Raw genomic sequence first — 24,490 nt, 5'->3', positions numbered from 1 at the left:
CTTCGCTCGCGAGGGATGGGCGTCCCCTCAAGGTTGGGGTAGGCGCGCCGGTCGGTAAAATCGTTGTGTTCGTCATGATGCGAGGGCGTTATTTCACTTCGGCTCAAGCGGCGTCTCCTACAATATTGGTTAGGAGACATGGACGCGGCGCCGCGGTCGGCGTCGGTCCTCCCTCGGTGGCCGCCCCGAGTGACTCGGGGCGTGGATTGGGACGAGACCAGCCATGATCGGGCGTCTGAATGCCCCCATCATCCTCGCGCACGGCCTGTTCGGGTTCTCGCGGATCGGGTTCGGCCCGCTGACGCTGACCTCGTACTTCCGGGGCATCCCCCAGGTGCTCCGCGACGCCGGGAATCGGGTGCTGACCACGCGCGTCCATCCGACGGCGTCGGTCGAGTTCCGCGCCGTGCGGCTGGGCTTCCGCATCGACACGTACTTCCCGGACGAGCCGGTCCATATCATCGCCCACAGCATGGGGGGCCTGGACGCGCGGCGGCTGCTGGCGGTCCCCGGCTGGCGTGATCGCATCCTCAGCCTCACGACGATCGCCACGCCCCACGCGGGCTCGATCCTCGCCGACTTCGCCAAGCTGAAGGTCGGGAGGATCTACCGGCTGCTGGAGGCGATGAGGATCGACTATCGCGGCTTCCTGGACGTGACCCGCCTGGCCTCGCGTCGGTTCAACCGGACGCATGGGCGGATCGACGACGTCCCCTGCTTCAGCATCGCCGGCGACCCCGAGCCGGGCGACGTCTCGTGGCCGCTCAGGCGGCTGCACGAGGCGCTCGCCGAGATGGAGGGCGCCAACGACGGCCTCGTCCCGGCGGCGTCCGCCACCGCCTTCGGCACTCCCCTCGACCCCTGGCCGCTCGACCACCTCCACCAGATGAACTGGCTGACCCACGCGCGGGGCCGGTCGACCCCGCTGTACGTCCCCGCCTTCTACGCCCGGATCATCGACAACCTCGTCGCCCACGGCTTCGGCGCCATCGACGAAGAGGCCCCGACCCCCGCCGTCAGCCTCGCCCGCTGAACGCGAGGGCCGAAAACGAAAGCCCCCCGGCCAGGGACCGGGGGGCTTCTCCGAGACTTCAAGCTCGCGCGATCCGGCCCGACTCAGCCCAGTCGCGAGCGCCAGAAGCCCAGCGCCGAGGAGGCCCGCGGCTTCGTCGCGGTGGCGTCGGCGAATGCGCCGGCGAGCGCGACGGCGTCGACGCCGGGCGCCGTCGCGGTCGACGCGGTGGCCGGCGGCGGGATGGTCATCGACCGCGCACCCGCCGCGTCGGGAGCGGAGGCGATCGCGGAGGCGGCGGCGCCGGAGGCGTCCAGGACGTGGACGCCGGTGGAGGAGGCGTCGAGCTGGGGGTTGCCCAGGAACATGAACTGGTAGTAGTGCTTGCCGGCCGTCAGCGGCGGGGTGACGAAGGTCGCCGTGGTGACGCCGTTGACCGTCCTGACCTCGGGGTAGCCGATCGGCTGGCCGCCGTCCTTCACGACGATGCCGCCGGACATGTCGTCGAGGCCGCCCTGCGCCGTCAGGGTGATGGTCAGCGTCGCCCGCGAGCCTGGCGCGGCGGTCGTCGGGACGCTCGCCGCGAGGGTCGTCTTGCCGCGCACGACCACCTGTCTCGTGCTCGCCGAGGCGACGCCGAACGTCGGGTTGGAATAGGTCGCCGTGACGACGTAGCTCCCGACCGGCATGCGCTCGCTGGGGATCCCGAAGATGCCGATCCCGTTATTCGGCGTGCCGGAGAAGGTCTCCACGGCATTGGCCGAGCCCTCGCGCCGGACGGCGACGGTCATCGTCCCGCCGGTGATCGGCCCGACCCCCGGCGCGGCGGAGGTGGCGACGGCGCGGACGTCCAGCGGGTCGCCGACCCGCCGCGGGTTGGTGCTCGTCGAGACCTTGACCGTCATCCCGGAGGTGACGTTCAGCGTGGTGATGGGGGAGGCCTGGTAGTTCCCGGCCAGGTCGGTGAAGACCGCGCGGTACTGTCGCCCCTGCATCGCCGCGGAAGGCGTGAAGGTGTACGACGCCGAGTTCGCTCCGATGACGTTGATCCAGTATTGCTCGGCGGTCCCCACCCGGTCGCGATACTGCCACTGAACGTGCCGGGGGATCACGGTGGTCGCCGCGGCCGTGAGCGTGGTCGGCAAGCCCGCGTCGACGGAGACCCCCGCCGGCGGGGTCGCCATCGCGGCCTCTCCGCCCGTCGTCGACCCGCCCGCCGCGGCCGTCCCCGCCCCCTGGGTCGGCGCCGAGGCGGTCGCGGAGGAGGAGGCGGCGCCGGTGGCGTCCAGGACGTAGACGCCGGTGGAGGAGGCGTCGATCTGGGGGTTGCCCAGGAACATGAACTGGTAGTAGTGCTTGCCGGCCGCCAGCGGCGGCGTCACGAAAATGGCCCTGGTGACGCCGTTGACCGTCTCGACCTCGGGGTATCCGATCGGCTGGCCGCCGTCCTTCACGACGATGCCGCCGGACATGTCGTCGAGGCCGCCCTGAGCCGTCAGCGTGATGGTCAGGGTCGCCCGCGAGCCGGGCGCGGCGGTCGCCGGGACGTTCGCCGTCAACGTCGTCTTCCCGCGGACCACGACCTGGCTGGCCGTCGCGGTCGCCGGGGTGAACGAGGAATCGCCGGCGTAGCTCGTCGTGACGGTGTAGGTCCCGATGGCCAGGGTCCGGATGTCGGTGAAGGTCGCCCGGCCGCCGGAGAGGGCGCGAGGGGCGATCGTGATCGGCGCGTCGTTCGACCCGTCGCGCTGGAGGGTGAGGGTGACGGACCCGGTGGGGGTCGCGTGGCCGGCGACGACGCCGACCCCCGCGGCCGTCACGGTGATCGTCAGCGGGTCGCCGATGCGGCGCGGGTTGAGGTCGCCGGCGACCGACAGCGCGGTCGTCGCCTTGACGAGGGTCAGTCGCGCGGGCGCGGTGGCGACGTCGGCGGCGGCGGGGGCGGAGAAGACGGCGCGGTATCGCTTGCCGGAATCGGCGGTCGTGGGGTCGAACGTGTACCACGTCCGGGTGGCGCCGGGGATGTCCCGCCAGGTCGTGCCGTCGTCGCTGACCTGCCAGCGGACGGTCCGATCGTCGGGGCCCGAGGACGTGGCGGAGAAGGTCACGGGGACCCCGCGCGCGACCGTCAGGTCTTTCGGGCTCGACGTGACCGCGAGGGCCCGCGCCGGGGCCCGGAAGAAGTAGGCGGCGCCCTGGGTCCGCCAGGTGAAGTCGGGGAAGGTGAACGGGGCGCCGGCCAGCAGCGTCCGGCCCGCGACGGCGACGGCCGTTCCCAGGCGCGATTCCGTCGTGGCGTCGGCGGCGACCAGGCGGTCCGTCCGGCTCCACGTCGCGTCCTCGCCCCGCTCGAAGACGTGGACGGCCCCGGCCCGCGTGGCCGAGCCCGCCGCCGCCGACGGGGCCCCGAGCACGGCCGTCCTCGCGGTGGGGTCGATCGCCGCCGAGACGCCCAGCAGGTCGTTCGCCGCGCCGTCGGGCGCGACGAGCTTCGCCGATCGGGCCCAGGCGTCCCAGGACCTCGTGAAGATGTAGCCCGCCCCCTGGTCGACCTTCCCCGCCACGTCGGCGTAAGGGGCGCCGACCAGGAGGAACGAGCCGTCGTCGTTGGCGGCGAGGGACGAGCCGAACCCGTCGCCCGGCGCCGCGTCGGCCGCCGTCAGCTTGGCCATCGATCCGCCGAAGTAGGCATAGACGGCCCCCCGCGCGCCGGCGTCCAGCGGCGCGCCCACGGCCACGACGCCCCCGGACGAGTCGACCGCGACCGAGAACCCGTACTGCGCCCCGGCCGCGCCGTCCGACGCCGTGAGCTTGGCGGCCTGCGACCAGGTCGAGGCCGAATTGGCCGCGAAGATGTAGGCCGCCCCCTGGTCGACCCTCCCGTTGACGTCGACGAGCGGCGCGCCGATCGCGATGAGCGACCCCGTCGCGTTGACGGCCGTGGAGTAGCCGAACAGGTCGCCGGCCGCGCCGTCGGCCACCGTCAGCTTCGCGAGCCGCGACCACGAGCTCGGGGAGGCGTTCTGCCGGAAGACGTAGGCGGCGCCCCGCCCCGAGTTCATGGCCCTCGCCCCGACGACCAGCGTGCGGCCGTCGGCGCTCAGGGCCAGCGACCTGCCGAAGTCATCCCCCGGCGCGCCGTCGTGGGAGGTCAACTCCACGCCGCGCGTCCAGGTCGTCCCGTTGGTCGTGAAGATGTACACCGACCCTCGGATGGTCGTCGGCGAGGAGGCCGTCGCCGAGATCGCCGCGAGCGTCCCCGAGGGCGACAGCGCCACCGCGCTGCCGAAGAACTGGCCCGGCTTGTCGGGCGACCCGCCCACGCGAGACTGCTGCACGTAGGGGTCGACGACCAGCGGATAGACGGCGTCCGCGTCGTCGACGAGGATCGTGAGCCGGTCGCCGTCGGCCGCCATCCGGGCGGGCACCGCCGAGCCGGCGGCGTCGTAGGCGATCAGCCCGCCGTAGACCAGCGACGAGGAGCCGTCGGCCCGCGCCAGGGTCACGCTCGTCCCGGACGGGTCGGCGGTCGCCGTCAGGTTCCCGCCCAGCGCGAGCTCGATCGCGAGCGGGGCGCCCGCCCCGGCGCCGGCCGGACGCTCGGCCAGGGTGAAGCCCTGCTGGAGCCCCAGCGGCCCGTTGACGAACCACTGCGAGACCGCGCCGTAGTCGTACTCGACGCGATTCGCCGTCGCGGTGGCGACGCCCGAGCCCAGGGGCGTCGTCGCGCCGCCGTAGCCCACGCCGGAGACGGTCAGCGACCAGGAGTCCGCCCCGGCGAACACCGAGAAGCCCCCGGCGTCGACGCGGGCCGCGTAGGCGTTCGTCGGGTTCGAGAGGGCGAAGCCCCCCCCGTCGGCCGCCATCGCGTAGGCCGTGTCCGAGGCCCCGATCGTCTCGGACGCCGCGTACTGGAGGCCCAGCGGCAGCGACGTCGGGCCCGAGGCGCCGGCGACCTCGGCCGGCGGCATCGGGCCGGTCGGCACGGCCGCGAACGCCCCGACCGCCGGCGCCGTCCGCGCCTCCAGGGCCTCGCGGCCTGGCCGGCAACGCCGGCGGGCCCTGGCGGCCTCCCGGCGGGCTCGGCCGCTCGACGTCTCGGGGCGTGGATGGGAGTCGCGGGCGCTTTGGTGGCGAAGCATGGGTGCGGTCTCGTCGATGACGCGGCCGGACGCGCGACGACGCCTCGCGCGGCGACGTGCGTCCTGGGGGCGCGGTGATGGCTGGGGGGAGGACTCCGACGACCGAGAGCGGTTCGACCGTAGCGAATTTATCAATTGGCCACGCCGTTCCGCTACCCAATTTGTTCGATGGTTCGCGCCGCCCTACAAAGGTCGCCTTATCCGCACGCGGCCGGTCCGTGATCCCATGCGGGCGATCGCGCCTCGCGTCGCCCGCCACTTGCGACGGGCCGGGGGCCGTCCCATAGTGGGGGCGGCCCCAACGCGGGGGCGACGCCCGGGACGCTTTCAACGCCGAGGCCACCCAGATGAACCGTCGCGATTGGATGAAGACCACCACGGCCGCCGGATTGGCCCCCGCCCTGGTCCAGGCCCGCGCCGCGACCCCCGCGGACCCCGACCGCGTCCGGGCCGAGAACGCCCGGCCCGGAACGACCGACTGGATCGCCACGAACGTCGTCGTCGACCCCGCCACCAAGTATCGCAGCCCGGGGATCGAGGGCTACGCCTCGCGGACGAGCGTCCGCCCCGGCGAGTCGATCTCCTTCCACGTCAGCGCCAACCCGGCCTCGCGGTTCACCGTCGAGCTGTACCGCATGGGCTTCTATCAGGGCAAGGGAGGCCGGCTGGTGGAGAAGCTGGGCCCGTTCAACGGCGTCGTCCAGCCCGACCCCGAGGTGGGCCCCCTGCGCCTGCGCGAGTGCCTCTGGGAGCCCGCCGTCACGATCACCATCCCGGACGACTGGACAAGCGGCGTCTACCTGGCCAAGCTCCGCGCGGAGCGCAACGGGCTGGAGAGCTACATCGTCTTCGTCGTCCGCGACGACCGCGAGGCCGACTTCCTGTTCCAGGTCTCGGACAACACCTGGAACGCCTACAACCGCTGGCCCTCGCAGTTCTCGCTCTACGACGACGGCGACAAGCAGTGGTACTGGGGCGCCGACGTCCAGACGAGCTTCGACCGCCCCTACGGCAAGTACTGCCAGATCTTCGACGTCCCGCTGTCCGTCGGCTCCGGCGAGTGGCTCCTGTGGGAGTTCCCGCTGGCCTTCTGGATGGAGGAGCGCGGATATGACGTGACGTACATATCCAACATCGACACCCACCTGGACCCCGCCGGGCTGCTGCGCGCGAAGGGCTGGATCTCCATCGGCCACGACGAGTACTGGTCGCTGGAGATGTTCGAGAACGTGAGCAAGGCGCGCGACGCCGGGGTGAACCTGGCGTTCCTCTCCGGCAACAGCATCTGCGGCGTGGTCGACATCCACCCCTCGTCCGACGGCCGCCCCGGCCGGATCATCGAGCGCGTCGGCCGCTTCGGCTCGCCCCGCAAGGAGGAGCTGGAGCAAGGCTTCCCGGAGGAGGCCGGGCTCAAGAAGAACGGGCCGAACGAGGCCACGCTGATCGGCGCCCAGAGCACGTTCCCCGTCACCGGCGGCGGCGACTGGACCTGCCGACGCCCCGACCACTGGCTGTTCCAGGGATCGGGGATGAAGGAGGGGGATTCGATCGGCGGCCTCGTCGGCTGGGAATGGCACGGCGAGCCGTGGGACATCCCCGGCCTGGAGATCGTGGCCAGCGGCCCGACCAGGAGCCCGCGCGGCGAGGGGCTCTACACGGCCACGATCTACCCCGGCCCGAGGGAGAACTTCGTCTTCAACGCCTCGACGATCTGGTGGGCCACCGGCCTCTCCAGCCCGCCGGGCTTCGTCATGCCCGACGTCTACACCCGCCCCAAGGGGGTCGACCCCCGCGTCCAGCGGATCACGGCCAACCTCCTGGAGCGGATGCGCGGGGCCCGCGCCTGACGCGCCGGCCCCGACGGATCGACGTCACCTTCGCATCCGGCCCACGACGAGCGGCCGACGGCCGGCGAGCCTCGCCGCCAGCGCCGCGCGTCGGGCCTGGGCCGGCGTGAGCGGCTTCCGCGCTTCCTCCGCCGCCACGGCCGCCGCCGACGCCGCGGGCGCGGGCGGGCTCGCCGCGGCCGTCGCGGGCGCGGTCGGCGTCGGCGCGGTCGCCGCCGCCTGGGCGGCGGAGGTCGCCGGGACCACGGACTGGCGGAGGTGGGCCGACTGGCTGGTGTCGTAACTCAAATTCCCAAGGTAGACGGCCGTGATGAGGTACGACCCGGCCGCGTCGAACCTCGCGGGGAGGGCCGCCCGGCCGTTCGCGTCGATGCGGATCTCGGCGATTGGATTCAGCCCCAGGTAGAACCGCACGGATCCCGTCAGCGGCAGGGCGAACGGCTCCGCGCGGGCGACGATCGCGACGAATTCGAGGAGCTGGCCGGCGGTCGACGGGTTTCGCGTCGACGTGAGCGTCGTTACGGTCGCCAGACGGCCGATGTGCTGCGCGACGACGTTCGACGCCGACCCCTGGAAGTTCTCCGTCTCCGGGAAGACCGCCGCGACGTAATGCGTCCCCGTGGTCGCGAACGACCTCGTGTAGGTCGCCGTGCCGTCGAGTCCGACCGGCGCCTCGGCTTCGAAGGTGCCGTCGACGTAGAACCGGACCATGCTCCCGACCGGGACGACCGGAGCCTTGGCGTTCTCCACGCGGGCGACCAGCGTGATCCGCCCGACCCCCAGGGTGACCGGGAACGGCGTGGCGAGGGTCAGCGTGGTGGGGGCCTTGTAGACGCCAAAGCCCTTCGCCAGCTCGGCGGGCATGAAGTTGCTGGTCCCATGGTATCGGAGTCGCAGGACGTGGCCGTGCGCCGCGAAGTGCCCCGGCAGCCTGAACCACAGCCGTCCGTCGCCGGAGAGCTCGTAGGTCGCCGTCTCCCAGGGCCGGCCGTCGATCGACACGGTCACCGACCCGGTCGCGGGGCGGCCGTCGGCCGTCGTCACGACGACGTCGTACACGGCCTCCTCGCCGAAATAGTGGATCGGCGACCCCGAGCGCGGCGTCGCGACGATCGTGGTGGCGACCCGGGCCACGTCGGCGACCACCTCGCCCGACTCGGGGGCGTGCTCGGCGTCCCCCTCGTAGACCCATCGCACCGGCTGGATCCCGGCGTGGGGGAATCGGAACGGGATGACGGCCCGCGTCCCCCCCCCCGAGCCATATTGGAGGGTCGCCCCGCCGAGGAACACCGACCCGTTCCAGGCGGTGACCAGCCCGGTGGCGTAGGCCCCGGACCGGACGATCAGGCTGACCTCCTGCCCCTGGCGGGGGGCCGCGTCGCTCAGCTCCGCCTGGATGTCGGCGTCGAACCGGGGGGCGTCCATCTGGGTCTTGGTCGAGGCGGGGCCGTAGTGGGGGTCGGAGGAGGGCTCATACGTCGCGTCAATGGCATAGAGCCCGGGGGTGAACACGCGCCCCTGCGCCGGGATCATGCCCTGCCCCGCGTAGGCCCAGCCATTATAGACCGATACGAGCCCAGCGGCGTCCGTCACGCGGATGGCGATCCGGCCCTGGCCTGGGACGTGCGGGTTGGCCCCGTCCGATGCGACGTGGATCCTGAAGCTCGCGAGGTATCCTTGCGCATGAGGCGTGAGCACGGGCTCGACCGTGAGGACGGGAATCGCCGGGGCCACGGTGAGCGTCGCCGGCCGGGTGGTCGCGCTCGCGCCATGGGCGTCGGTGAAGACGGCGCGGAACATCTTGCCGGAGTCGGCCAGGGTCGGGGTGATGGTGTACCAGTCGTGGACGGCGTTCGGGATATCGGCCCAGGTCTGGCCCCCGTCGGCGCTCGCCTGCCATCGGACGTCCACCCCGGTCGCCCCTGTCGCGGCGGCGAGGAACGTCGTCGGCTCGCCGGGGCTGGTCGCGAGGTCCGATGGGTCGAGGATGACCTCGAAGCCGGTCGGCCGGTGGTATACGTCGACGGTCCATCCCGCCACCGTCACCGACCGCAGCGCGACATCGCCGTCCGACGCCGCCAGGCCGCCGAATAGGCCGCTCGTCAGGCCGATCGTCCCGGCGGGCGTGATCACCGAGGTTCGCCCCCAGCCGGAGTCGCGGCCATGGACGTAGACCATGCGCTCGCCGCCGGGATAGGCGATGCCCGCGACCGCGGCCGTGTCGCCGTCGGGCGACAGGGCGAGCAAACCGCCGAAGTCATAATCCGCGGGCCTTCCCGACGCCTCGGCGAACCGGGCCGTCCGCGCCCATCCGACCCCAGTCTCCTCGTAGATGTACGCCGTCCCCTGATAGAGGGGCCCGTTCGGGCCCGGCACGTCCTCCACGCCCGAGACCAGCAGCGTCTTGCCGTCGGCGCTCAGGGCGATCCGCTCTCCCTTGAACCGCGAGCCATCCGAGCCGTCGACCGCCGTCGGGGCCCCCCATTCGCCGCCGGGCGTCGCGTCGTAGACGAAGACGTTCCCGGGCCCGGCGTCCCGCGTGGTCGGGGCTCCCGCCCCGACGGCCAGGGTGGCGCCGTCCGCCGAGAGGGCGACCGAGATCCCGAACGACCAGGCCGACGCCGGATCCGGGGGCGCGAGCCGCGCGGTCTCGCCCCAGGCGTCGCCCGAGCGAGTGTAGACCTGGACCCTGCCGGTGGATTCGGCCGGGGTGCCCAGCAGGCCGGCCGACGTCCCCAGGGCGATCACGTCCCCGTCGCCGCTGATCGCCAGACCCGTGCGCTGCCACGTGGAGTAACCCGGGGCCCACTCGAGCGGAGCGGCGATGTTCTGTCGGAAGGCCCAGTCCGCGCCGTCGCGTTCGAAGACCAGGAGCGAGCGGTTCGGGGCCGCGACGCCGTACGCCGAGGCGACGACCGTCGAGCCGTCGGCGCTGATGCTCAGCAGGAAGCCGATGACGCTCGAGGCCGACTCGGCCGGCGGGGTGAGGGTGGCGGCGCGGGACCACTCGCGTCCCGAACGCTCCCAGATCTCGACCGCGCCGATCGTGGTCCGTTCACCCCCCTCGCGGATTGTCGAGGACACGGCTAGCACGTTCCCGTCGGGCGTCATGGCGATGGATTCGCCGTACATCGAGTTCCATTCCGGCGCGGATTCCCTTTGCGGCAGCCCCGCCTGGAGGAAGTACGGAGCCGTCGAGACGTCCAGCGTCGCCCCGGGGCCCGCGAGGACCAGTCGGCCTTCCAGCGATTCCAGGCGGGGTCTCGACCGCCGCCGGGCGGGGTCGCGTCGTGAGGCGAGGGAGGCGCGTCGGGCTTCGGTCGCCCGGCCCGCGAGGGTTCGGAGGATGCTCATTCAGGCGCTCGCGTCTGGATCTTGAGGGGGCCGGCGTCGCGGCCGCGGGCTCGAAGCATCCCAATATGCAATCGGCGTCGACGCGGGTCGAGCCATGACCGCGTGCATCGGGTGAATTCAACGTCCGGGCGGCCGCCCGGGACGCGGGGTTTCCTGGATTCGCGCGGCCTTGGATCGTCGACGCCGCGCCCGGGGGTGGATATGATCGGAGACCTTCTCCGGGGAGGGCGACGACGATGAACCAGGCGGGCGACGCCGGGGCCGAGGCCTCGGCCCTGCTGGCGGATTATCCGGTGACGATCGAGGTCCCGCTGCACTGGGGCGACCAGGACGCGCTGGGGCACGTCAACCACGTCCGGTACTTCCGCTGGTACGAGACGGCCCGGATCGTCTACGCGGAGAGGGTCGGGCTGATGGCGCTGCACCGCGAGCATCGCGTCGGGCCGATCTTGGCGTCGGTCTCCAACGACTACCGGCGGCAGCTCACGTTCCCGGACACGGTCGACGTCGGCGTCCGGGTGACGCGGATCGGCGTCAGCAGCATCGGCCTCGAGCATCGGATCGTCAGCCGCTCCCAGGGGGCCCTCGCCGCGGAGGGGGCCTCCACGCTCGTCGTCTTCGATTACAACCTCCAGCGCCCGACGCGCGTGCCGGACCCGCTCCGCCGCGCGATCGAGGCGCTGGAAGGCCGCGAATTCCCCCGCTCCTGACCCCCGAGGACGGACCCGCCGTGAGCACCGAAGCCCCCCTTGATACCGCCTCCCCCCGCCTGAAGCGCAAGCAGATGGTCACGCTCGCGCTGCTGATGTCGGGGTACACCGGGTATTACTTCTGCCGGTCGAACCTCCCCGTCTGCGCGCCGATGATCCGCGAGGAGCTGGTGGCCGGCGGGACGACGGCCGAGCAGGCCGTGGTCGGCCTGGGGACGATCATCACGCTGGGGGCGCTGGCCTATGCGGTCGGGAAGTTCCTGGGGGGCGGGATCACGGACCGGCTGGGCGGCGCGCGGATCTTCCTGGCGGGGATGGTGGGGTCGATCGCCTTCACGGTCCTGTTCGCCTTCAGCGGCTCGCTGCCGGCGTTCACGGCGGCGGGGGTGGGGAACCGGTTCATGCAGTCGCTGGGCTGGGTGGGGGTGGTGCGGGTGGTCTCCCGCTGGTATCCGCACCATCGGTTCGGCGCGGTGATGGGCTTCGTGAGCCTGAGCTACCTGTTCGGCGACGCCATCTCGCGTCAGTTCATGAAGGTGCTGATCGACAACGGCCTCGGCTGGCGTGGCGTCTTCCTCGCCACCGCCGGCGTGCTCGCCGCGATGTTCCTCCTGAACCTGTTCTTCCTGCGCGAGAGCCCGGCGGACTTCGGCGAGGTCGAGCCCGAGCCGCACCCGGACAACCTCTTCGGCGCGGCGGGGGCCGAGGCGGCGCCGGCGCCGCTCCGCGACGTGCTGAGGCCGCTGCTGCGGAGCTCGCTGTTCTGGTACGTCTGCCTACTGTCGATCGGGCTGACGCTGCTCCGCGAGACGTTCCAGAACTGGACCCCGCTCTACTTCAAGGACGACCTGGGCTTCACCGACGCCGACGCGGCCGACAAGAGCTCGTGGTTCCCGTTCTTCGGCGGGATCTCCGTGCTGCTGGTCGGCTTCCTGAGCGACAAGCTCGGGAGGGGGGGCCGGGCGCTGGTGATCCTGGTGGGGGTGATGGCGGCGTCGGTGGCGCTGCTGTTCCTGGCCATGAAGGTGACGCACGGGACGGCGTTCGGCCCGGCGGCGATGGTGGCCCTGATCGGCTTCCTGCTGGTCGGCCCGTACTCCTTCCTGGCCGGGGCCGTGGCGCTGGACTTCGGCGGCAAGCGCGGCTCGGCCGCCGCCGCCGGGATCATCGACGGCGTCAGCTACATCGGCGCGATGGCCTCCGGCCTGATCATGGCCCAGATCGCCAACGCCCTCGGCTGGTCGGGCGCCTTCGCCGTGCTGTCGGCCGTCGCCTTCGCCACCGGCCTCGTCGCCGTGCGGTTCTACTGGGACCAGCGGAAACGCGTGGCGCGGTGAGGGAAACCCCGTCGAATGAATGGGCGGCCATGGATCGTCCCCTCTCCCGCCGGGAGAGGGCGGCCGCGCCAGCGGCGGGTGAGGGTCGTCGGAGCGCGGATGGAGCGTCGGCCGCGCCCGCGATGATCCATCGCGACTCCCGAAGCGCGTAGACCCTCACCCGGCCCTTCGGGCCACCCTCTCCCAGGGGGAGAGGGGACGCGCGTTTCACGCTCGATCCGGATCACCTCGCCTCGGCGACGACCGCGGGGGGCTGGTCGGCGTGGTCGGCCATCGGGCCGGCGGCCTGAGTGGCGCCGGAGGCGACGCCGGCGACCATGCGGTCGACGGAGGGGCTCATCCAGCGCAGGATGAGGGCCTGGGGGAAGACGCCCATCAGCACCGTCAGGACGACGAGCGGGACCGAGATGCCGACCTCGCGCGGGGAGAGGTCGGGCAGGCCCTTCCACGCCTCGTTCCGGCCGAGGAAGACGCGCTGGATCGTCCAGAGGATGTAGCCGGCGGTCAGCACGACGGCCGCGGCGGCGAGGATCCCCATCGGCACGCTGTAGTGGAACGCGGCCAGCACCACGAAGACCTCGGCCACGAACCCGCACAGCCCCGGCAGGCCCATCGAGCCGAAGAAGATCACGTACGAGACCGCGCCGTAGACCGGCATCACGTCGTTGAGTCCGCCGAGCCGGTCGAGGTCGCGGGTGTGGGCGCGGTCGTAGATCACGCCGACCAGGAAGAACATCGCGGCCGACGTGATGCCGTGCGCCAGCATCATGTACATCGCCCCGTTGACGCCGTAGGCGTAGTACGCCCCGCCCCCCGCCAGGTTCATCGCCGCCAGCCCCAGCGTGACGTACCCCATGTGGCTGACCGAGCTGTACGCCACCAGCTTCTTGAAGTCGGTCTGCGCCATCGCCGCCAGCGCGCCGTAGACGATGCTGAAGACCCCCAGCGCCGCGACGGCGTAAGACCAGTCGAGCGCCCCGGCGGGCGCGAGCGGCCAGGCCAGGCGGATCATGCCATAGCCGCCGATCTTCAGCAGCACGCCCGCCAGGATCATGCTGATGGGCGTCGGCGCCTGGACGTGCGCGTCGGGGAGCCAGGTGTGGAACGGGAACGAGGGGAGCTTCACCAGGAACCCGACCAGGAACAGCACGAACACCCAGTCCTGGATCCATCGCCCGTAGTACCCGGTCGTCGAGGCGATCCCCGTCAGCTTCACGATGTCGAACGAGCCGCCGCGGAAGTCCCCCGCGGGGGCGTCGCCGGTCCAGAAGTAGAGGATCAGGATCGCGACCAGGATGAAGACCGAGCCGAACAGCGTGTACAGCAGGAACTTGATCGCCGCGTACTCCCGGTCCTCGCCGCCCCAGATGGCGATCAGGAAGTACATCGGCAGCAGCATCACCTCGAAGAAGACGTAGAACAGGAACAGGTCGAGCGCCAGGAAGACGCCCGTCATGGTCGCCGCCAGGAGGAGGAACAGCGAGTAATACCCCCGCGGCTGCTTCTCGATCGGCCACGACGCCAGGCACGCCAGCAGGGTCGTCAGGCTCGTCAGCAAAATCAGGCTGACGCTGATGCCGTCCAGACCCAGGAAATACTGGATCTTGAACGCCGGGATCCAGTCGTGCCGCGCCGTCAGGAAGCCGCCGCTCGCCGCGCGATCGGCGAGCGACGCGGCGGATCGGTCGTCCCCGACGTACAGGACAAGCGCGTAGACCGCCAGCGCGAGCGCGGCGGCGCTGAACGCCGTGGCGACGTGCTTCGCGTGCCGTTCGGCCCCCCTCGGCAGGAGCAGGACGACCCCCGCGCCAATCAGGGGGACGAGCCAGAGGGAGGTCAGCAGCAGTTGGTCGCTCATGGGCGGGGCGCCGGGCAAAGGGGGTGACTGCGTATGGGTTGCGTCCGGGCCGGGGTCAGCCGACCCAGGCGTAGACGCCGGCGAACAGGCCGATCACGGCGAGCGCCAGGAACATCAGGTAGTTGCGGACTCGACCGGTCTGGATCGACCGGGCGCGGTCCCCGGCGAAGCCCAGCGACGCCGCCAGGCCGTCGACCAGGCCGTCGACCCCGAGCCGGTCGAACATCCCGCCGGCCCGGCTGAGCAGCTCGACCGTCCGCGCCGAGCCGTTCACCAGCGCGTCGATCGCGAGCCGATCGAACCCCGCGCACGCCCTCGCCAGCCGCAACGCGGGGCGGACGATCGCCGCGGCGTAGAGGTCGTCGACGTGCCACTTGTTCAACAGGAACCGATGCAAGGGCCCCAACCCCCCGGCCGCTCGCGAAGGGCTGAACCGGGGCCGGGGCGCGAAGCGGAGGCCGGGGGGCGCGTAGTAGAGCACGGCCAGCAGCACGCCCATCACGAGGATCACCAGCGACGACCCCATCGCGTATCGGTGCGCCCAGTGGGCGTCGACCACGCCTACCGGCGCGCCGAAGGCGATCATCCGCTCCAGGACGGGCGTCCCGATCGGCAGGCCGAGCCACGGAGTCCAGCCCGAGACCACGCTGAGCACGGCCAGGATCACCAGCGGTCGGGTCATGATCGCCGGATTCTCGTGGGCGTGGGCCGCCGGGTTCAGCTCGTGCTGAGGGGCGCCGACCCCGTGTTCGGCGTCCTCGATCGCCAGGGCGTGTTCCTCGTCCTGGGCGTGGACCACGCGCGCGGTGTGGGGGTCGGGGAAGCCTCGGGGTTCGCCGGCGAAGACGAGGAACCACATGCGGAACATGTAGAACGTCGTCAGCACCGCGCCGACGGCCGGCAGGACGAACAGCGTGGCGTGGCGAGGATCGGCCCAGGCCTTCGCCAGCGCCGCGGCGAGGATGGCGTCCTTGGAGTAGAACCCGCTGAAGAACGGCACGCCCGAGATCGCCAGCGTGCCGACCAGCATCGTCATGGCAGTGGTCGGCATCCGCTTGCGCAGGCCGCCGAGTCCGGCCATCTCATAGGTGTGGACGCTGTGGTAGACGCTGCCGGCGCCCAGGAACAGCAGGGCCTTGAAGAAGGCGTGCGTCAGCAGGTGGAACACCCCCGCCGACCACCCCCCCACCCCCAGCGCGAGCATCATGAAGCCGAGCTGGCTGACGGTGGAGTACGCCAGCACCTTCTTGTAGTCGGTCTGCACCAGGGCGATCGTCGCGGCGATGAACAGCGTGATCCCGCCGGCATAGGCGATGACGTTCAGGACCTCGGGCGTGAAGACCGGGAAGAACCGCGCGACGAGGTAGACGCCGGCGGCCACCATCGTCGCCGCGTGGATCAGGGCCGAGACGGGCGTGGGCCCTGCCATGGCGTCGGGGAGCCAGACGTGCAGCGGGAACTGGGCGCTCTTGCCGGCGCACCCGGCGAAGATCCCCAGCCCGGCGAGCGTCAGCAGCCCGTAGGCGATCGGGGCGTCGGGCCGGAGAGCGCCGGAGGCGTCGCGGATCGCCGCGACGACCTCGCGGAAGTCGAACGTCCCCAGGGCCGACCAGAGGATGCCCAGGCCGATCAGCATGCCGACGTCGCCCACGCGGTTGACCACGAACGCCTTGTTGGCGGCGTCGGCGTTGGCCTTCTCCTCGTACCAGAAGCCGATGAGGAGGTACGAGCAGACCCCCACCAGTTCCCAGAAGACGAAGATCATGAAGAGGTTCGGCGACGCGACCAGCCCGAGCATGGAGAAGCAGAACAGCGAGAGGTACGCGAAGAACCGCGGATAGCGGGAGTCCTCCGCCATGTAGCTCGACGAATAGACGTGGATCAGCGTCGCGACGAACGTGACCATCAGGAACATGATGGCGGCCAGGCCGTCGACGCGGATCCCCAGCGGGATCGCCAGCGCGGCCCCGCCCGTCGGCGCGTCCAGGACCACCCAGTCGAACGACGCCTCCCAGGCGGGGGGATCGGCGTGGTGCTCGCCCTCGTGGTGGACCGGCTCGGACAGCGCGGCGCGGTTCTCGACCAGGAAGTAGTCGACGAACCCGACGGCGCTCAGCGCGCACGACGCGGCGATCGCCGCGGTGGCGATGGGGGCGTTGAGCCGGCCGAGCCTTCGAATGAACAGGATCTCGACGAGGAAGGCCGCCAGGGGGATGAGGAGGGCGGCGGCGTAGAGACCCACCTGCCAGGGCATGTTCGAGCGTCCTTCGTGGCGAAGCGACCGCGGCGACGCGCCCGGCCATTCGCGAAGGCGTCGGACGGTCCCATCCCGGCGGCGATCCTGGGGCGCGGGCCTCGCGGCCCAGCCCGCGTCATCCGCGCCGGCGCGTCATGCCGGGCGAGGCGTGAGCGTGGACTATCGCACGCCGAGCCGCCGGTTTCAAGGCCCCGCCGGCCAGGGCCACCGCCCTCGATCCCGGAAGCCGGCCACGCGCCCGGACCGTTCAGGGTGGCGCGGCTACGAAAGTTCGGCCTCGGACGAGACACTCATAAGTCGCGGTCGGGCAAGATGAGATCGAGCATGGTTCGGCTGATGGCGCGCACGTCACCCATTCGCTCGTCGTCGATCACCGCGCGCGGGTCGCGGTTCCAGTAATCGATCTTGCGAATGACGCCCTTCAACCTCTTGTACAACGCTACGAACCTGTCGTCCAACCCGGCGGCGCCCGATTCTATGTCTCCGGCCAGCCCCGAGTCGGTGCATAACCTCTCAATCGCCTCGACGAACGACGACACCAGGCTTCCATTGGATCCGTCGGACAACCACAAGGTTTCCTGGGCCTCGCGGCTGCCGAGCTCCTGTAGGGCGTCGATCACGAGGTCGCGATTCACGTTATCTCCCACGCTGGACATGGGACTTCGGGGGCGATGCGACGTCTCCGACCGATCCCGCCCGTCGCGGAGCGGGGGCGGTGCACCAGAAGCAGTTCCCGCGAGGAGGGCCGGTCAGTCCTGGTCGACGGTCAGCACGCCCTTGCTCTCGGCGGCCTTCCCGCGAGAAGTGATCCGCGTGTTCCAGCGATGGGTCTCCCCGGGGAAGATCGCCACGGCTTCGAACGTCCGCGACCAGGTGCTGTAGCCCTCCGAGGCGACCGTCACCTTGAATTTGACGTTCGTGATCGGGAACGCCGACTTGTTGGTCAGGCAGATGTCGTCCGAGAAGATGCCACGCTCGATCTTCCAGTCGTGTTTGACCCTGGCGAGGTCCGCGAACTCCGCCGCCTTCTTGGACCGGACCGCGGCGAGATCCGGGTCCGATTTCAGGCTGGCGATGTTGTAGAAGCCGCACGACTCGATGGCGTGCCGGAGCAACGCGAAGGACTCGTCGATCCGACCTTCGAGGCTGAGCAGGCACGCGAGCGCATACAGGTAAGTCAGGTCGTCGCGCCTCAGCGTGGCGACCTGGAACGCCTCGGCGAGCGCTTCCTGACGACGGCCGGCCATCGCCAGCGCCCAGGCCAGTTCCGCCCGGTCCGCTCCGGACGCGTCCAATTCGTCGTAGGCGAGATGGGTCCTCCAGAGCCGCACGGCGCGCGGGGCGGAAGGGACCGGGGCGGAAATCCAACCCTTGTCGCCGATCTCCGCGACGGCCGCCGCGCCGGCGAGTCGGGCCGCGTCGGCCACGAAAGCGGCCCGATACCCGTCGTAGAAGAGCCCTTCGGGGACGAGCGACGCCGCGTCGAGGCACGCGTCGGATTGCCGCATCAGCGCCTCCGGCCGCGCCGAGGGCCCCAGCGACGCGGCGGTCGTCCTGGCGAGCAGCCCGAGGAGGAGCGGATCTCGAGGGCGTCTGTGGGAGATGACCTCGAGGATCCGCGCGTATCGCCGGAAGTCGCCCCGTTCGATGGCGGCCGCCAACTCCTGGGTTTCCTCGGGAGACGTGTCGAATCCGACCTCGGCTGGCTCCCAGCCGTGCTCCCGCGCGAGCATGCCGGTGGCGGCCCGGGCGTGCGCGAGCGTCTCCGATGCCCTGGCGGCGTAGGCCGTGGCGATGGGTTCGCTCAAGGCCCTCTTGGTCTCATCGAGCGCCGCCGCCCTGGTGAAACTGTTCAAGATCTGGACGACTGGAGATGAGCCGGCGCCGGTCGCCCGCGCGCCTGGCGGGTCCTTCCGCGCGTCCCCCATGGCGGAGCCCTCGCCCCCGCTCGCCTTCGCGTGGGCGACGTCCCGACTTCGTCTCTGTTTCACCTCGTCGATCGCCTCGCGTTCAGCCCGGGCGACGCCGGCCAGGGCCTCGTCGTAGTCGTTCAGCAAATCCGCGCAGTCCCGGAACAGTTTCGCGATCGACGGGTCCAGATTCCTCGCCTCGACATGCGCGGCATGCAGGGCCGCGCTCCGCCGCAGCATGGCGACCTGCGTCCGGAATACCGCCGGGTCGCCGGAAGGGACGGGCCATTCGCTGTACAGGCCCTCCAGGGCGCGGATCAGGAAAAGCCGCTCGTCCACCCGAGGGCTCGTCTCGATCCGGATCGGCGTGTCGTCGACGGGTGCCGGACCTGGCGGCTGGGCCAGGGCCGAGGCTCCTGGATTCCGGCTCAAGCCCGCGAGCGGCAGCCAGACGGCCAGGGCCCATGCGATCTTCCGTGCGGAAGCGGCGTGGCTGGAAACCAGTCGGCTCATGGGATCGCTCCACCATCGTGGCCAAAGATCGGCTGATTGCGATGAATTGCGTCGGAGGCGATGTCTGTAACGCTCGCATTATGTTCGATATGAATATGGAGCGTAGCTTTGGCGAGTCGCGAATGTCAAGCATGGGGATGTACTATCATGCGCGGGACTGACGCGGCCGCGCCCTCCCTTGCCCTCGCCGTCGGGGTTGTGGGATGATCGGCGTCGCACCACTTTCAGGAAGGGCGACTCGTCGCCCGGCGCCAGTCCACGGAGTTGTCATGCCGACGATCACGGTCGAGGGGGAGAAGTCGTTCGAGGTCGAGGCGGGGCGGAAGCTCGTGCTGGCGATCGAGGACGCGGGGATCGACGTCATGCACCGCTGCGGCGGCAACGCCCGCTGCACCACCTGCCGGGTCGAGATCCTCGCCGGCGAGGTCCCCCCGCCGGAGATGGAGGAGCGTGGCCGGCTGGCCCGCGAGCCCGAGTTCGGGCCCAACGTCCGCCTCTCCTGCCAGATCCGCGTCCAGAACGACCTGACCGTCCGCGTGCTCCAGCGCGCCTCGGACCTGGGGCTCCCCGCGGGCACGCGGCCGCAAGACTGAGGAAAATCTCCGGCCCCCTCGGCGATCGGGATGACGACCGCTCCCTGGCCCCGCACGCCGGCGCCAGGGCCGACTGGACCATAGGGGCGGGACCGCTCGGGTCCCGCCATCTCCCGCCTTGACGAGCTACCCGAAGGGCGGCATATTCCTCGATGCATGCTCGGAATCGCATGCCGCCGCCGAGAGTCGCTCATCAAGGAGGAATCCCCATGCGTCCGTTGTATTGGGTCGCGTTGCTGGCCGCGGGAGTCGCGACGAGTTGGGGGGATCGCGCCGAGGCGTCGCCGCTACGGCTGAGGATCGAGGGGAGCGGCGGGCTCTTCGCGCCGGGCGTCGAAGCGACGCTGGCCGCCGGGGGCGACGCGCCGCTGCTCCGGGTCGCGGAGTCAACGCTGTCGGAGCTTCATCCTTCTCCCCTCCCACCGCTCGGCACGGGGGCGCAACTGCCGTTCTCGACTCCCTTCGCGTATCGGGCTGTCCTGGAGGACTCCGGGACCGGGGCGCGGCTGGCCGAGCTGACCCTCGCCGGCGTGGCCGAGGGGATTCAGAAGTACTGGCTCAGGTACACCCCTCCTTACGTGGAGCGGATGGAGTTGTCGGCCGCCGGCGAAGCGGTCGCGAGCGACCTCCGGCTGGCCGAAGGCGTCTTGTCCGACCAGATACCGCCGTGGTTCCCCAATCTGTCGGCCCGCCTCGCGATCGGCAACGACCCGGCCGGCCCGACCGGGTTCGAAGTCGAGTCGGTCCTGACCATCGCCGCCCCGGTCCCCGAGCCGGGCTCGGTATTCGTATTCCTGGGCGTCGTCGGCTCCGCGCTGGTCGCGCGTCGGAGGCGCCGTCGCATGGCGGCCTGATGGCGAGTCGGCTCGGCGGAGGCCTCGCGACGCGGGCGGCGGTGGGTCATAATGCTGGCCCGATCCATCGGATGCGACCCGCCGCCGACGCCCGGAGAACGCGATGCCGCCGACCGACCACGACGCCAGCCCCTCGCCCGAACTCGACCCGGAACTCGACCCGACGTTCGGCGCCCCCCAGGTCGAGGACGAGCCGGAGAGTCGGCCGGGGGGCCTGCCGCTTTACGTCTGGGTGCTCATCGCCGTGGCGGTCGCCATCCCGCTGGGGATGGCATGGGGCGAGGGGGCGAAGTCGCTCCAGATCATCCCCAACCTCGTCATGCGCGCCCTCACCGCGCTGGCGGCGCCGCTGGTCGTGCTGGCGATCCTCTACGCGATCGTCGCCAACGACATCCGGGGCAAGCAGGGGGGCGTGATGATGCTCCTCTACCTGGTCAACACCATCGTCGCCATGGTCATCGGCCTGGGTATGTCGAACCTGATCCGGCCCGGCGAGGGGGCCTCGCTGGGGGACGTGGGGGAAACGCAGCCCGTCGTCCAGCGGACCGTCGCGGAGCTGGTGACGGAGATGATCCCCAAGAGCATCGGCGAGGCGTTCGCCACCAACAACATCGCCCAGCTCGTCGTCCTGACGCTGGCGCTGGGGATCGGCCTGGTGAAGATCCGCGACGCCCGCCGCGTCGGCGGGGAGGAGGCCCGGGAGGTCCAGGCGGTCATCGACCTCCTCTCCATCGGCTTCGAGCTGATGATGAAGGTGCTGCTCTGGGTGATCGCCCTGGTGCCCTTCGCGGTGCTGGGGATCGTGGCGGCGCAGGTGGGGCAGAAGGAGGGGATGCGGGTCTTCTCGTCGCTGATCTGGCTGATCGCGGCGGTGGTCCTGGGGCTCTGCTGCCAGGTCTGCTGGTACCTGATCCAGATGGCCGTCATGGCCCGGATGTCCCCCGCGCGGTTCCTCCGCGGCGCGGCCGACGTGATGGCGAACACCTTCAGCACGGCCAGCACCGCGGCGACCATCCCTATCACGCTCGGGGCACTCAAGCGGATGGGGGTGTCCCGGCCGTCGAGCCAGCTTTGCGCCTGCGTCGGCACCAACTTCAACAACGACGGCACGGCGCTCTACCAGGCCACGGCCGCCCTGTTCATGGCCCAGGCGCTGGGGTACGACCTGAGCCTGGGCGACCAGGTGATCGTGATGCTGACGACGCTCGTCGCCAGCGTGGGGGCGGGCGGGATCCCCTCCGGAAGCTTCGTCACCATGCCCCTGATCTTCGCCGCCGTCCGCCTGCCGATCGACAAGCTCCCGATCCTGCTGACGATCGACTGGTTCCTCGACCGCTGCCGGACCACCTCCAACGTCCTCGGCGACATGACCGTCGCCGTGCTCGTCGACAGGATCGCCCCGCCGGCGGCCGAGGCCGAGGCCGAGGCGACCGCCATCGGGGCCGGCTGATCGATCAGCCCGGGCGCCTCCAGGCCAGCGTCCAGTGGCGGTCCGAGGTCATGGAGACGGCGTCGGCGGGGAGGCCGATGGCGACGCAAAGGTCGGCGATCTCCCCGAGGGTGAGCGAGGCGTGGAGCGAGGCCCGGAACAGTTCGCGGGCCTCGGCCGCCTCCTCCCCGGCGTATCGTTCGACCAGGCCAGCCAGCGTCTCCTGGTCTTCGGGCCGATAGAGGTCGCGGATCATCAGGGTGCCGCCGGGGGCGACCCGGTCGGCCATGGCGGCGATCGCCGGCGTGGGATCGGGGATGTGGTGGACGATCGTGTTGGAGATGACCGCCTCGTACCGGTCGTCCCCCAGCGCGGTCGGGGCCTTGGCGGCCCCCAGCACGAACCGGACGCGGCCGGACAGCCCGGCCTCGGCGACGTTCTTCCTGGCCCGGTCGAGCATGGCCGGGGCGAGGTCGAAGCCGACGAGGCGGGCGTAGGGGTCGGCCGTCGCCAGGGCGATCGGGATCCGGGCGGTGCCGGTCCCGACGTCCAGGATCTCGCCCCCCCGGCAGGGGCCGTGGACGGCCAGGAAGTCGGCCACGAACGCCTCGTTCACCGCCCGATGATCCATCGCGTCGTACTGGGCGACCTCCTCTGGGCCGTCCATCGCCTCGGGCTCAAGGATGCGCGGGATCATCGGGTCGGCTCCTGGAGATGCCGGGGACGGCGAGGCGGACGCCGCCCCGCCGGGGTTGGCTTCGTTCGTCACGCGCGTGATAACCGAGAATTCGCGCAAATGACTACTATAGATCGGTTTGCGGTCTGGCGGCGTTGGCTTCGTTCGTCGAGTTCGAATGCCTTTTCTTCCCGCCCGCCCGGGGCGATTGAGTCCTCCCCCCTCGGTGGGAGGTGGCCCGGAGGGCCGGACGGGGGGAAGCCGAGCGAGTCGGCCGTCGGGGTTCGCGGCGGCCGGTCGGGCCTTCGCTGACTCCGAAGGCCCTCCTGCTCGTCGTCCCCCTCTCCTGACCGCTTAGCGGTCTGTCCTCCCCCGCGAGGGGGGAAGACGATCAGAGCGAGTCGACGGCCTTCTGGACCTCTTCCAGGCAGGCGCGGATGTCGTCGGCGGGATCCTGTTCGTTCTCCTCGTATTCGAGGGCGACCAGGCTCTTGTAGCCCTGGGACTTCAGGGTCTTGAACAGGCCGGGGGTGTTGAGGTCGCCCTGGCCGAGGATCGTGAAGTGCTTGGCGTCCTTCACGTCCTTCAGGTGGATGCCGAAGACGCGGCCGGCGAAGACCTCGGCGGCGCGGATGGGATCCTCGCGGGAGCGGAGGAAGTGGCCGCAGTCGATGCAGCAGCCGACCAGCCGGGAGTGGTGGGCGATGGCCTTGGCGATGTCGTCGATGAACTCGTAGCGGTGCCCGGGGCCGTGGTTGTGGATGCCGGCGCCGATCTGGAACTCGTCGACCAGCTTGTCCAGGTCGTCGAAGGCGTCCGGGTCGGGGTCGATGGCGAGGTACTCGATCCCCATCGCCTTCGCGAAATCGAAGTACTTGCGGTTCTCCGGCGACCCCTTCTTGATGGGGACGACGCCGTAGCCGACCACCTGGACCTCGGCGTCCCCCAGCAGCTTCTTGTAGCCGGCGATCGCCGCCTCGTCGGCCGTGACCGGGAGGTGGCCGGGGTAGGCTTCCCAGTTGCGGACGCCCAGCTTGTGGGAGACGGCCAGGGCCTTCTCCACGCTGGACTTGTCCCCCTCGCGATAGCCCCGCAGCGAATAGCTCTGGAGGCCGAGGCGGAAGGGGGCGGCCGATGCGGCGAGGGCGTGGCGGCCGACGGCCAGGGCGCCCGCGGCGGCCAGGCCGCCGGCGAGGAACCCGCGTCGGGAGAGGGTCGTGGTCATGGGATCGTCCCGTCGAACGAGGTCGGTCGCGCGGGAGGCGGGACGCCCCGCCTCGCCGATCGCGTCGCTCGCGAGGCTAACCCAGGCCGGTGGCGATCGCCAGGCCCTACCCCGAGACGCCCGGGTCGCCGACCTCCCGCCGGGATGACGGGCCCGTCGCGGTTCCCCCCGTCGGTGGCTTCGTTCGTCATCGCGATGCCGCGTCGGATTTCGCGTAACAACTTTCAATTCATGGCTTTCAGTCGAAATCGAGTTGGCTTCGTTCGTCATTTTCGAATGCATCTTTTCGACGGCCTCCGCCGCCGCCCGGCGTGATTCACCCCGCCGGGCGAGGCCCCCGAATCCGGGCGACCTGGGCGGACAGGCCCCAGGGTCGGGCCGCGCCACGGCCGAGGCGACGAGCCCGACCCGACGGGCCAATCGCCGTGTTGCCGATTCCGAGATGCCAAGGAGCGGAGTCCACCATCTCCCCTAACAGTCCGCGGCGAGGTATCGGGGATTCCATGTTTCCGATTTCTTTTCTCGAACCGAGTCTGGGATGCCAAGGAGCGAGGACGATTATCACCATGCATGGTCCGCGACGGGCGGTCGGTGATTTCAGGCTTCCGGCCCGTTTCGGGGAAATGCCATGAGCGCCGACCATCGCTCGGCCCGATTTGGCCCCTCTCCCGCCGGGAGAGGGCCGCCGCGCCAGCGGCGGGTGAGGGCCGTGGCGCTTCGGGGTGTGCGTCGGCCGCGCGTTCCCTGAGCCGACGCGAGTCCCGAAGCGCCAC

15 protein-coding genes are annotated in these 24,490 nt (G+C 71.0%); 7 read left to right on the top strand and 8 right to left on the bottom strand.

Annotation, left to right across the window (positions count from 1 at the left end; translation table 11 throughout):
• The first annotated feature begins 223 nt into the window (after window positions 1–223).
• Window positions 224–1,033: a hypothetical protein gene (locus WG209_RS11895; protein WP_337175263.1), complete on the top strand. Its 810-nt coding sequence runs from the start codon at window positions 224–226 to the stop codon at window positions 1,031–1,033.
• Between the two features lie 83 nt (window positions 1,034–1,116).
• Here WG209_RS11895 and WG209_RS11890 read toward each other — a convergent pair whose 3' ends face one another.
• Window positions 1,117–5,154, bottom strand: a complete 4,038-nt coding sequence (locus WG209_RS11890) for an Ig-like domain repeat protein (RefSeq protein WP_337175262.1) — start codon at window positions 5,152–5,154, stop codon at window positions 1,117–1,119.
• Window positions 5,155–5,501: 347 nt separating this feature from the next.
• On the opposite strand from WG209_RS11890, the gene WG209_RS11885 reads away from it, so the two are divergent.
• Complete coding sequence (locus tag WG209_RS11885) at window positions 5,502–7,001, top strand: N,N-dimethylformamidase beta subunit family domain-containing protein (RefSeq protein WP_337175261.1); 1,500 nt, start codon at window positions 5,502–5,504, stop codon at window positions 6,999–7,001.
• Window positions 7,002–7,025: 24 nt separating this feature from the next.
• Here the strand turns inward: WG209_RS11885 and WG209_RS11880 are convergent, their stop codons facing one another.
• Window positions 7,026–10,355 (bottom strand): Ig-like domain repeat protein, encoded by a 3,330-nt coding sequence (locus tag WG209_RS11880; protein ID WP_337175260.1) that lies wholly within the window; start codon window positions 10,353–10,355, stop codon window positions 7,026–7,028.
• 236 nt (window positions 10,356–10,591) lie between these two features.
• Here WG209_RS11880 and WG209_RS11875 point away from each other — a divergent pair, with 236 nt between their 5' ends.
• Window positions 10,592–11,065 carry a thioesterase family protein gene (locus tag WG209_RS11875; RefSeq protein ID WP_337175259.1) on the top strand — a complete coding sequence of 158 codons (474 nt, stop codon included), beginning with the start codon at window positions 10,592–10,594 and terminating at the stop codon, window positions 11,063–11,065.
• A gap of 20 nt (window positions 11,066–11,085) precedes the next feature.
• Entirely contained in the window at window positions 11,086–12,402 is a 1,317-nt protein-coding gene (locus tag WG209_RS11870; RefSeq protein ID WP_337175258.1) for an MFS transporter, read from the top strand.
• A gap of 223 nt (window positions 12,403–12,625) precedes the next feature.
• On the opposite strand, the gene WG209_RS11865 is transcribed toward WG209_RS11870, so the two are convergent.
• The 4 genes from WG209_RS11865 to WG209_RS11850 form a co-directional block, all read right to left on the bottom strand.
• Window positions 12,626–14,260 (bottom strand): NADH-quinone oxidoreductase subunit M, encoded by a 1,635-nt coding sequence (locus tag WG209_RS11865; RefSeq protein ID WP_337175257.1) that lies wholly within the window; start codon window positions 14,258–14,260, stop codon window positions 12,626–12,628.
• Between the two features lie 55 nt (window positions 14,261–14,315).
• Window positions 14,316–16,514: an NADH-quinone oxidoreductase subunit L gene (gene nuoL, locus WG209_RS11860; protein ID WP_337175256.1), complete on the bottom strand. Its 2,199-nt coding sequence runs from the start codon at window positions 16,512–16,514 to the stop codon at window positions 14,316–14,318.
• 293 nt (window positions 16,515–16,807) lie between these two features.
• Window positions 16,808–17,152, bottom strand: a complete 345-nt coding sequence (locus WG209_RS11855; RefSeq protein ID WP_337175255.1) for a hypothetical protein — start codon at window positions 17,150–17,152, stop codon at window positions 16,808–16,810.
• A gap of 114 nt (window positions 17,153–17,266) precedes the next feature.
• The gene (locus WG209_RS11850; protein WP_337175254.1) at window positions 17,267–18,940 is read right to left on the bottom strand and encodes a hypothetical protein; all 1,674 of its coding nucleotides are present in this window, start codon (window positions 18,938–18,940) and stop codon (window positions 17,267–17,269) included.
• A 269-nt stretch (window positions 18,941–19,209) separates the two neighbouring features.
• On the opposite strand from WG209_RS11850, the gene WG209_RS11845 reads away from it, so the two are divergent.
• The 3 genes from WG209_RS11845 (at window position 19,210) to WG209_RS11835 (ending at window position 21,837) form a co-directional block, all read left to right on the top strand.
• Window positions 19,210–19,533: a 2Fe-2S iron-sulfur cluster-binding protein gene (locus tag WG209_RS11845; protein WP_337175253.1), complete on the top strand. Its 324-nt coding sequence runs from the start codon at window positions 19,210–19,212 to the stop codon at window positions 19,531–19,533.
• A gap of 209 nt (window positions 19,534–19,742) precedes the next feature.
• Window positions 19,743–20,387 carry a PEP-CTERM sorting domain-containing protein gene (locus WG209_RS11840; RefSeq protein ID WP_337175252.1) on the top strand — a complete coding sequence of 215 codons (645 nt, stop codon included), beginning with the start codon at window positions 19,743–19,745 and terminating at the stop codon, window positions 20,385–20,387.
• Between the two features lie 103 nt (window positions 20,388–20,490).
• On the top strand, window positions 20,491–21,837 hold the full coding sequence (locus WG209_RS11835) for a dicarboxylate/amino acid:cation symporter (protein WP_337175251.1): 1,347 nt from the start codon (window positions 20,491–20,493) through the stop codon (window positions 21,835–21,837).
• Between the two features lie 4 nt (window positions 21,838–21,841).
• Here WG209_RS11835 and WG209_RS11830 read toward each other — a convergent pair whose 3' ends face one another.
• Together WG209_RS11830 and WG209_RS11825 are read right to left on the bottom strand one after the other, a co-directional pair.
• Window positions 21,842–22,513 carry a class I SAM-dependent methyltransferase gene (locus WG209_RS11830; RefSeq protein WP_337175250.1) on the bottom strand — a complete coding sequence of 224 codons (672 nt, stop codon included), beginning with the start codon at window positions 22,511–22,513 and terminating at the stop codon, window positions 21,842–21,844.
• A gap of 370 nt (window positions 22,514–22,883) precedes the next feature.
• Window positions 22,884–23,717: a sugar phosphate isomerase/epimerase gene (locus WG209_RS11825; RefSeq protein WP_337175249.1), complete on the bottom strand. Its 834-nt coding sequence runs from the start codon at window positions 23,715–23,717 to the stop codon at window positions 22,884–22,886.
• Between the last annotated feature and the right edge of the window lie 773 nt (window positions 23,718–24,490).

Source organism: Paludisphaera sp. (assembly GCF_037189885.1).
Lineage (GTDB): Bacteria > Planctomycetota > Planctomycetia > Isosphaerales > Isosphaeraceae > Paludisphaera.
The sequence above is the reverse complement of the archived record's forward strand: the minus strand, read 5'-3'. Positions and strand labels throughout refer to the sequence as shown.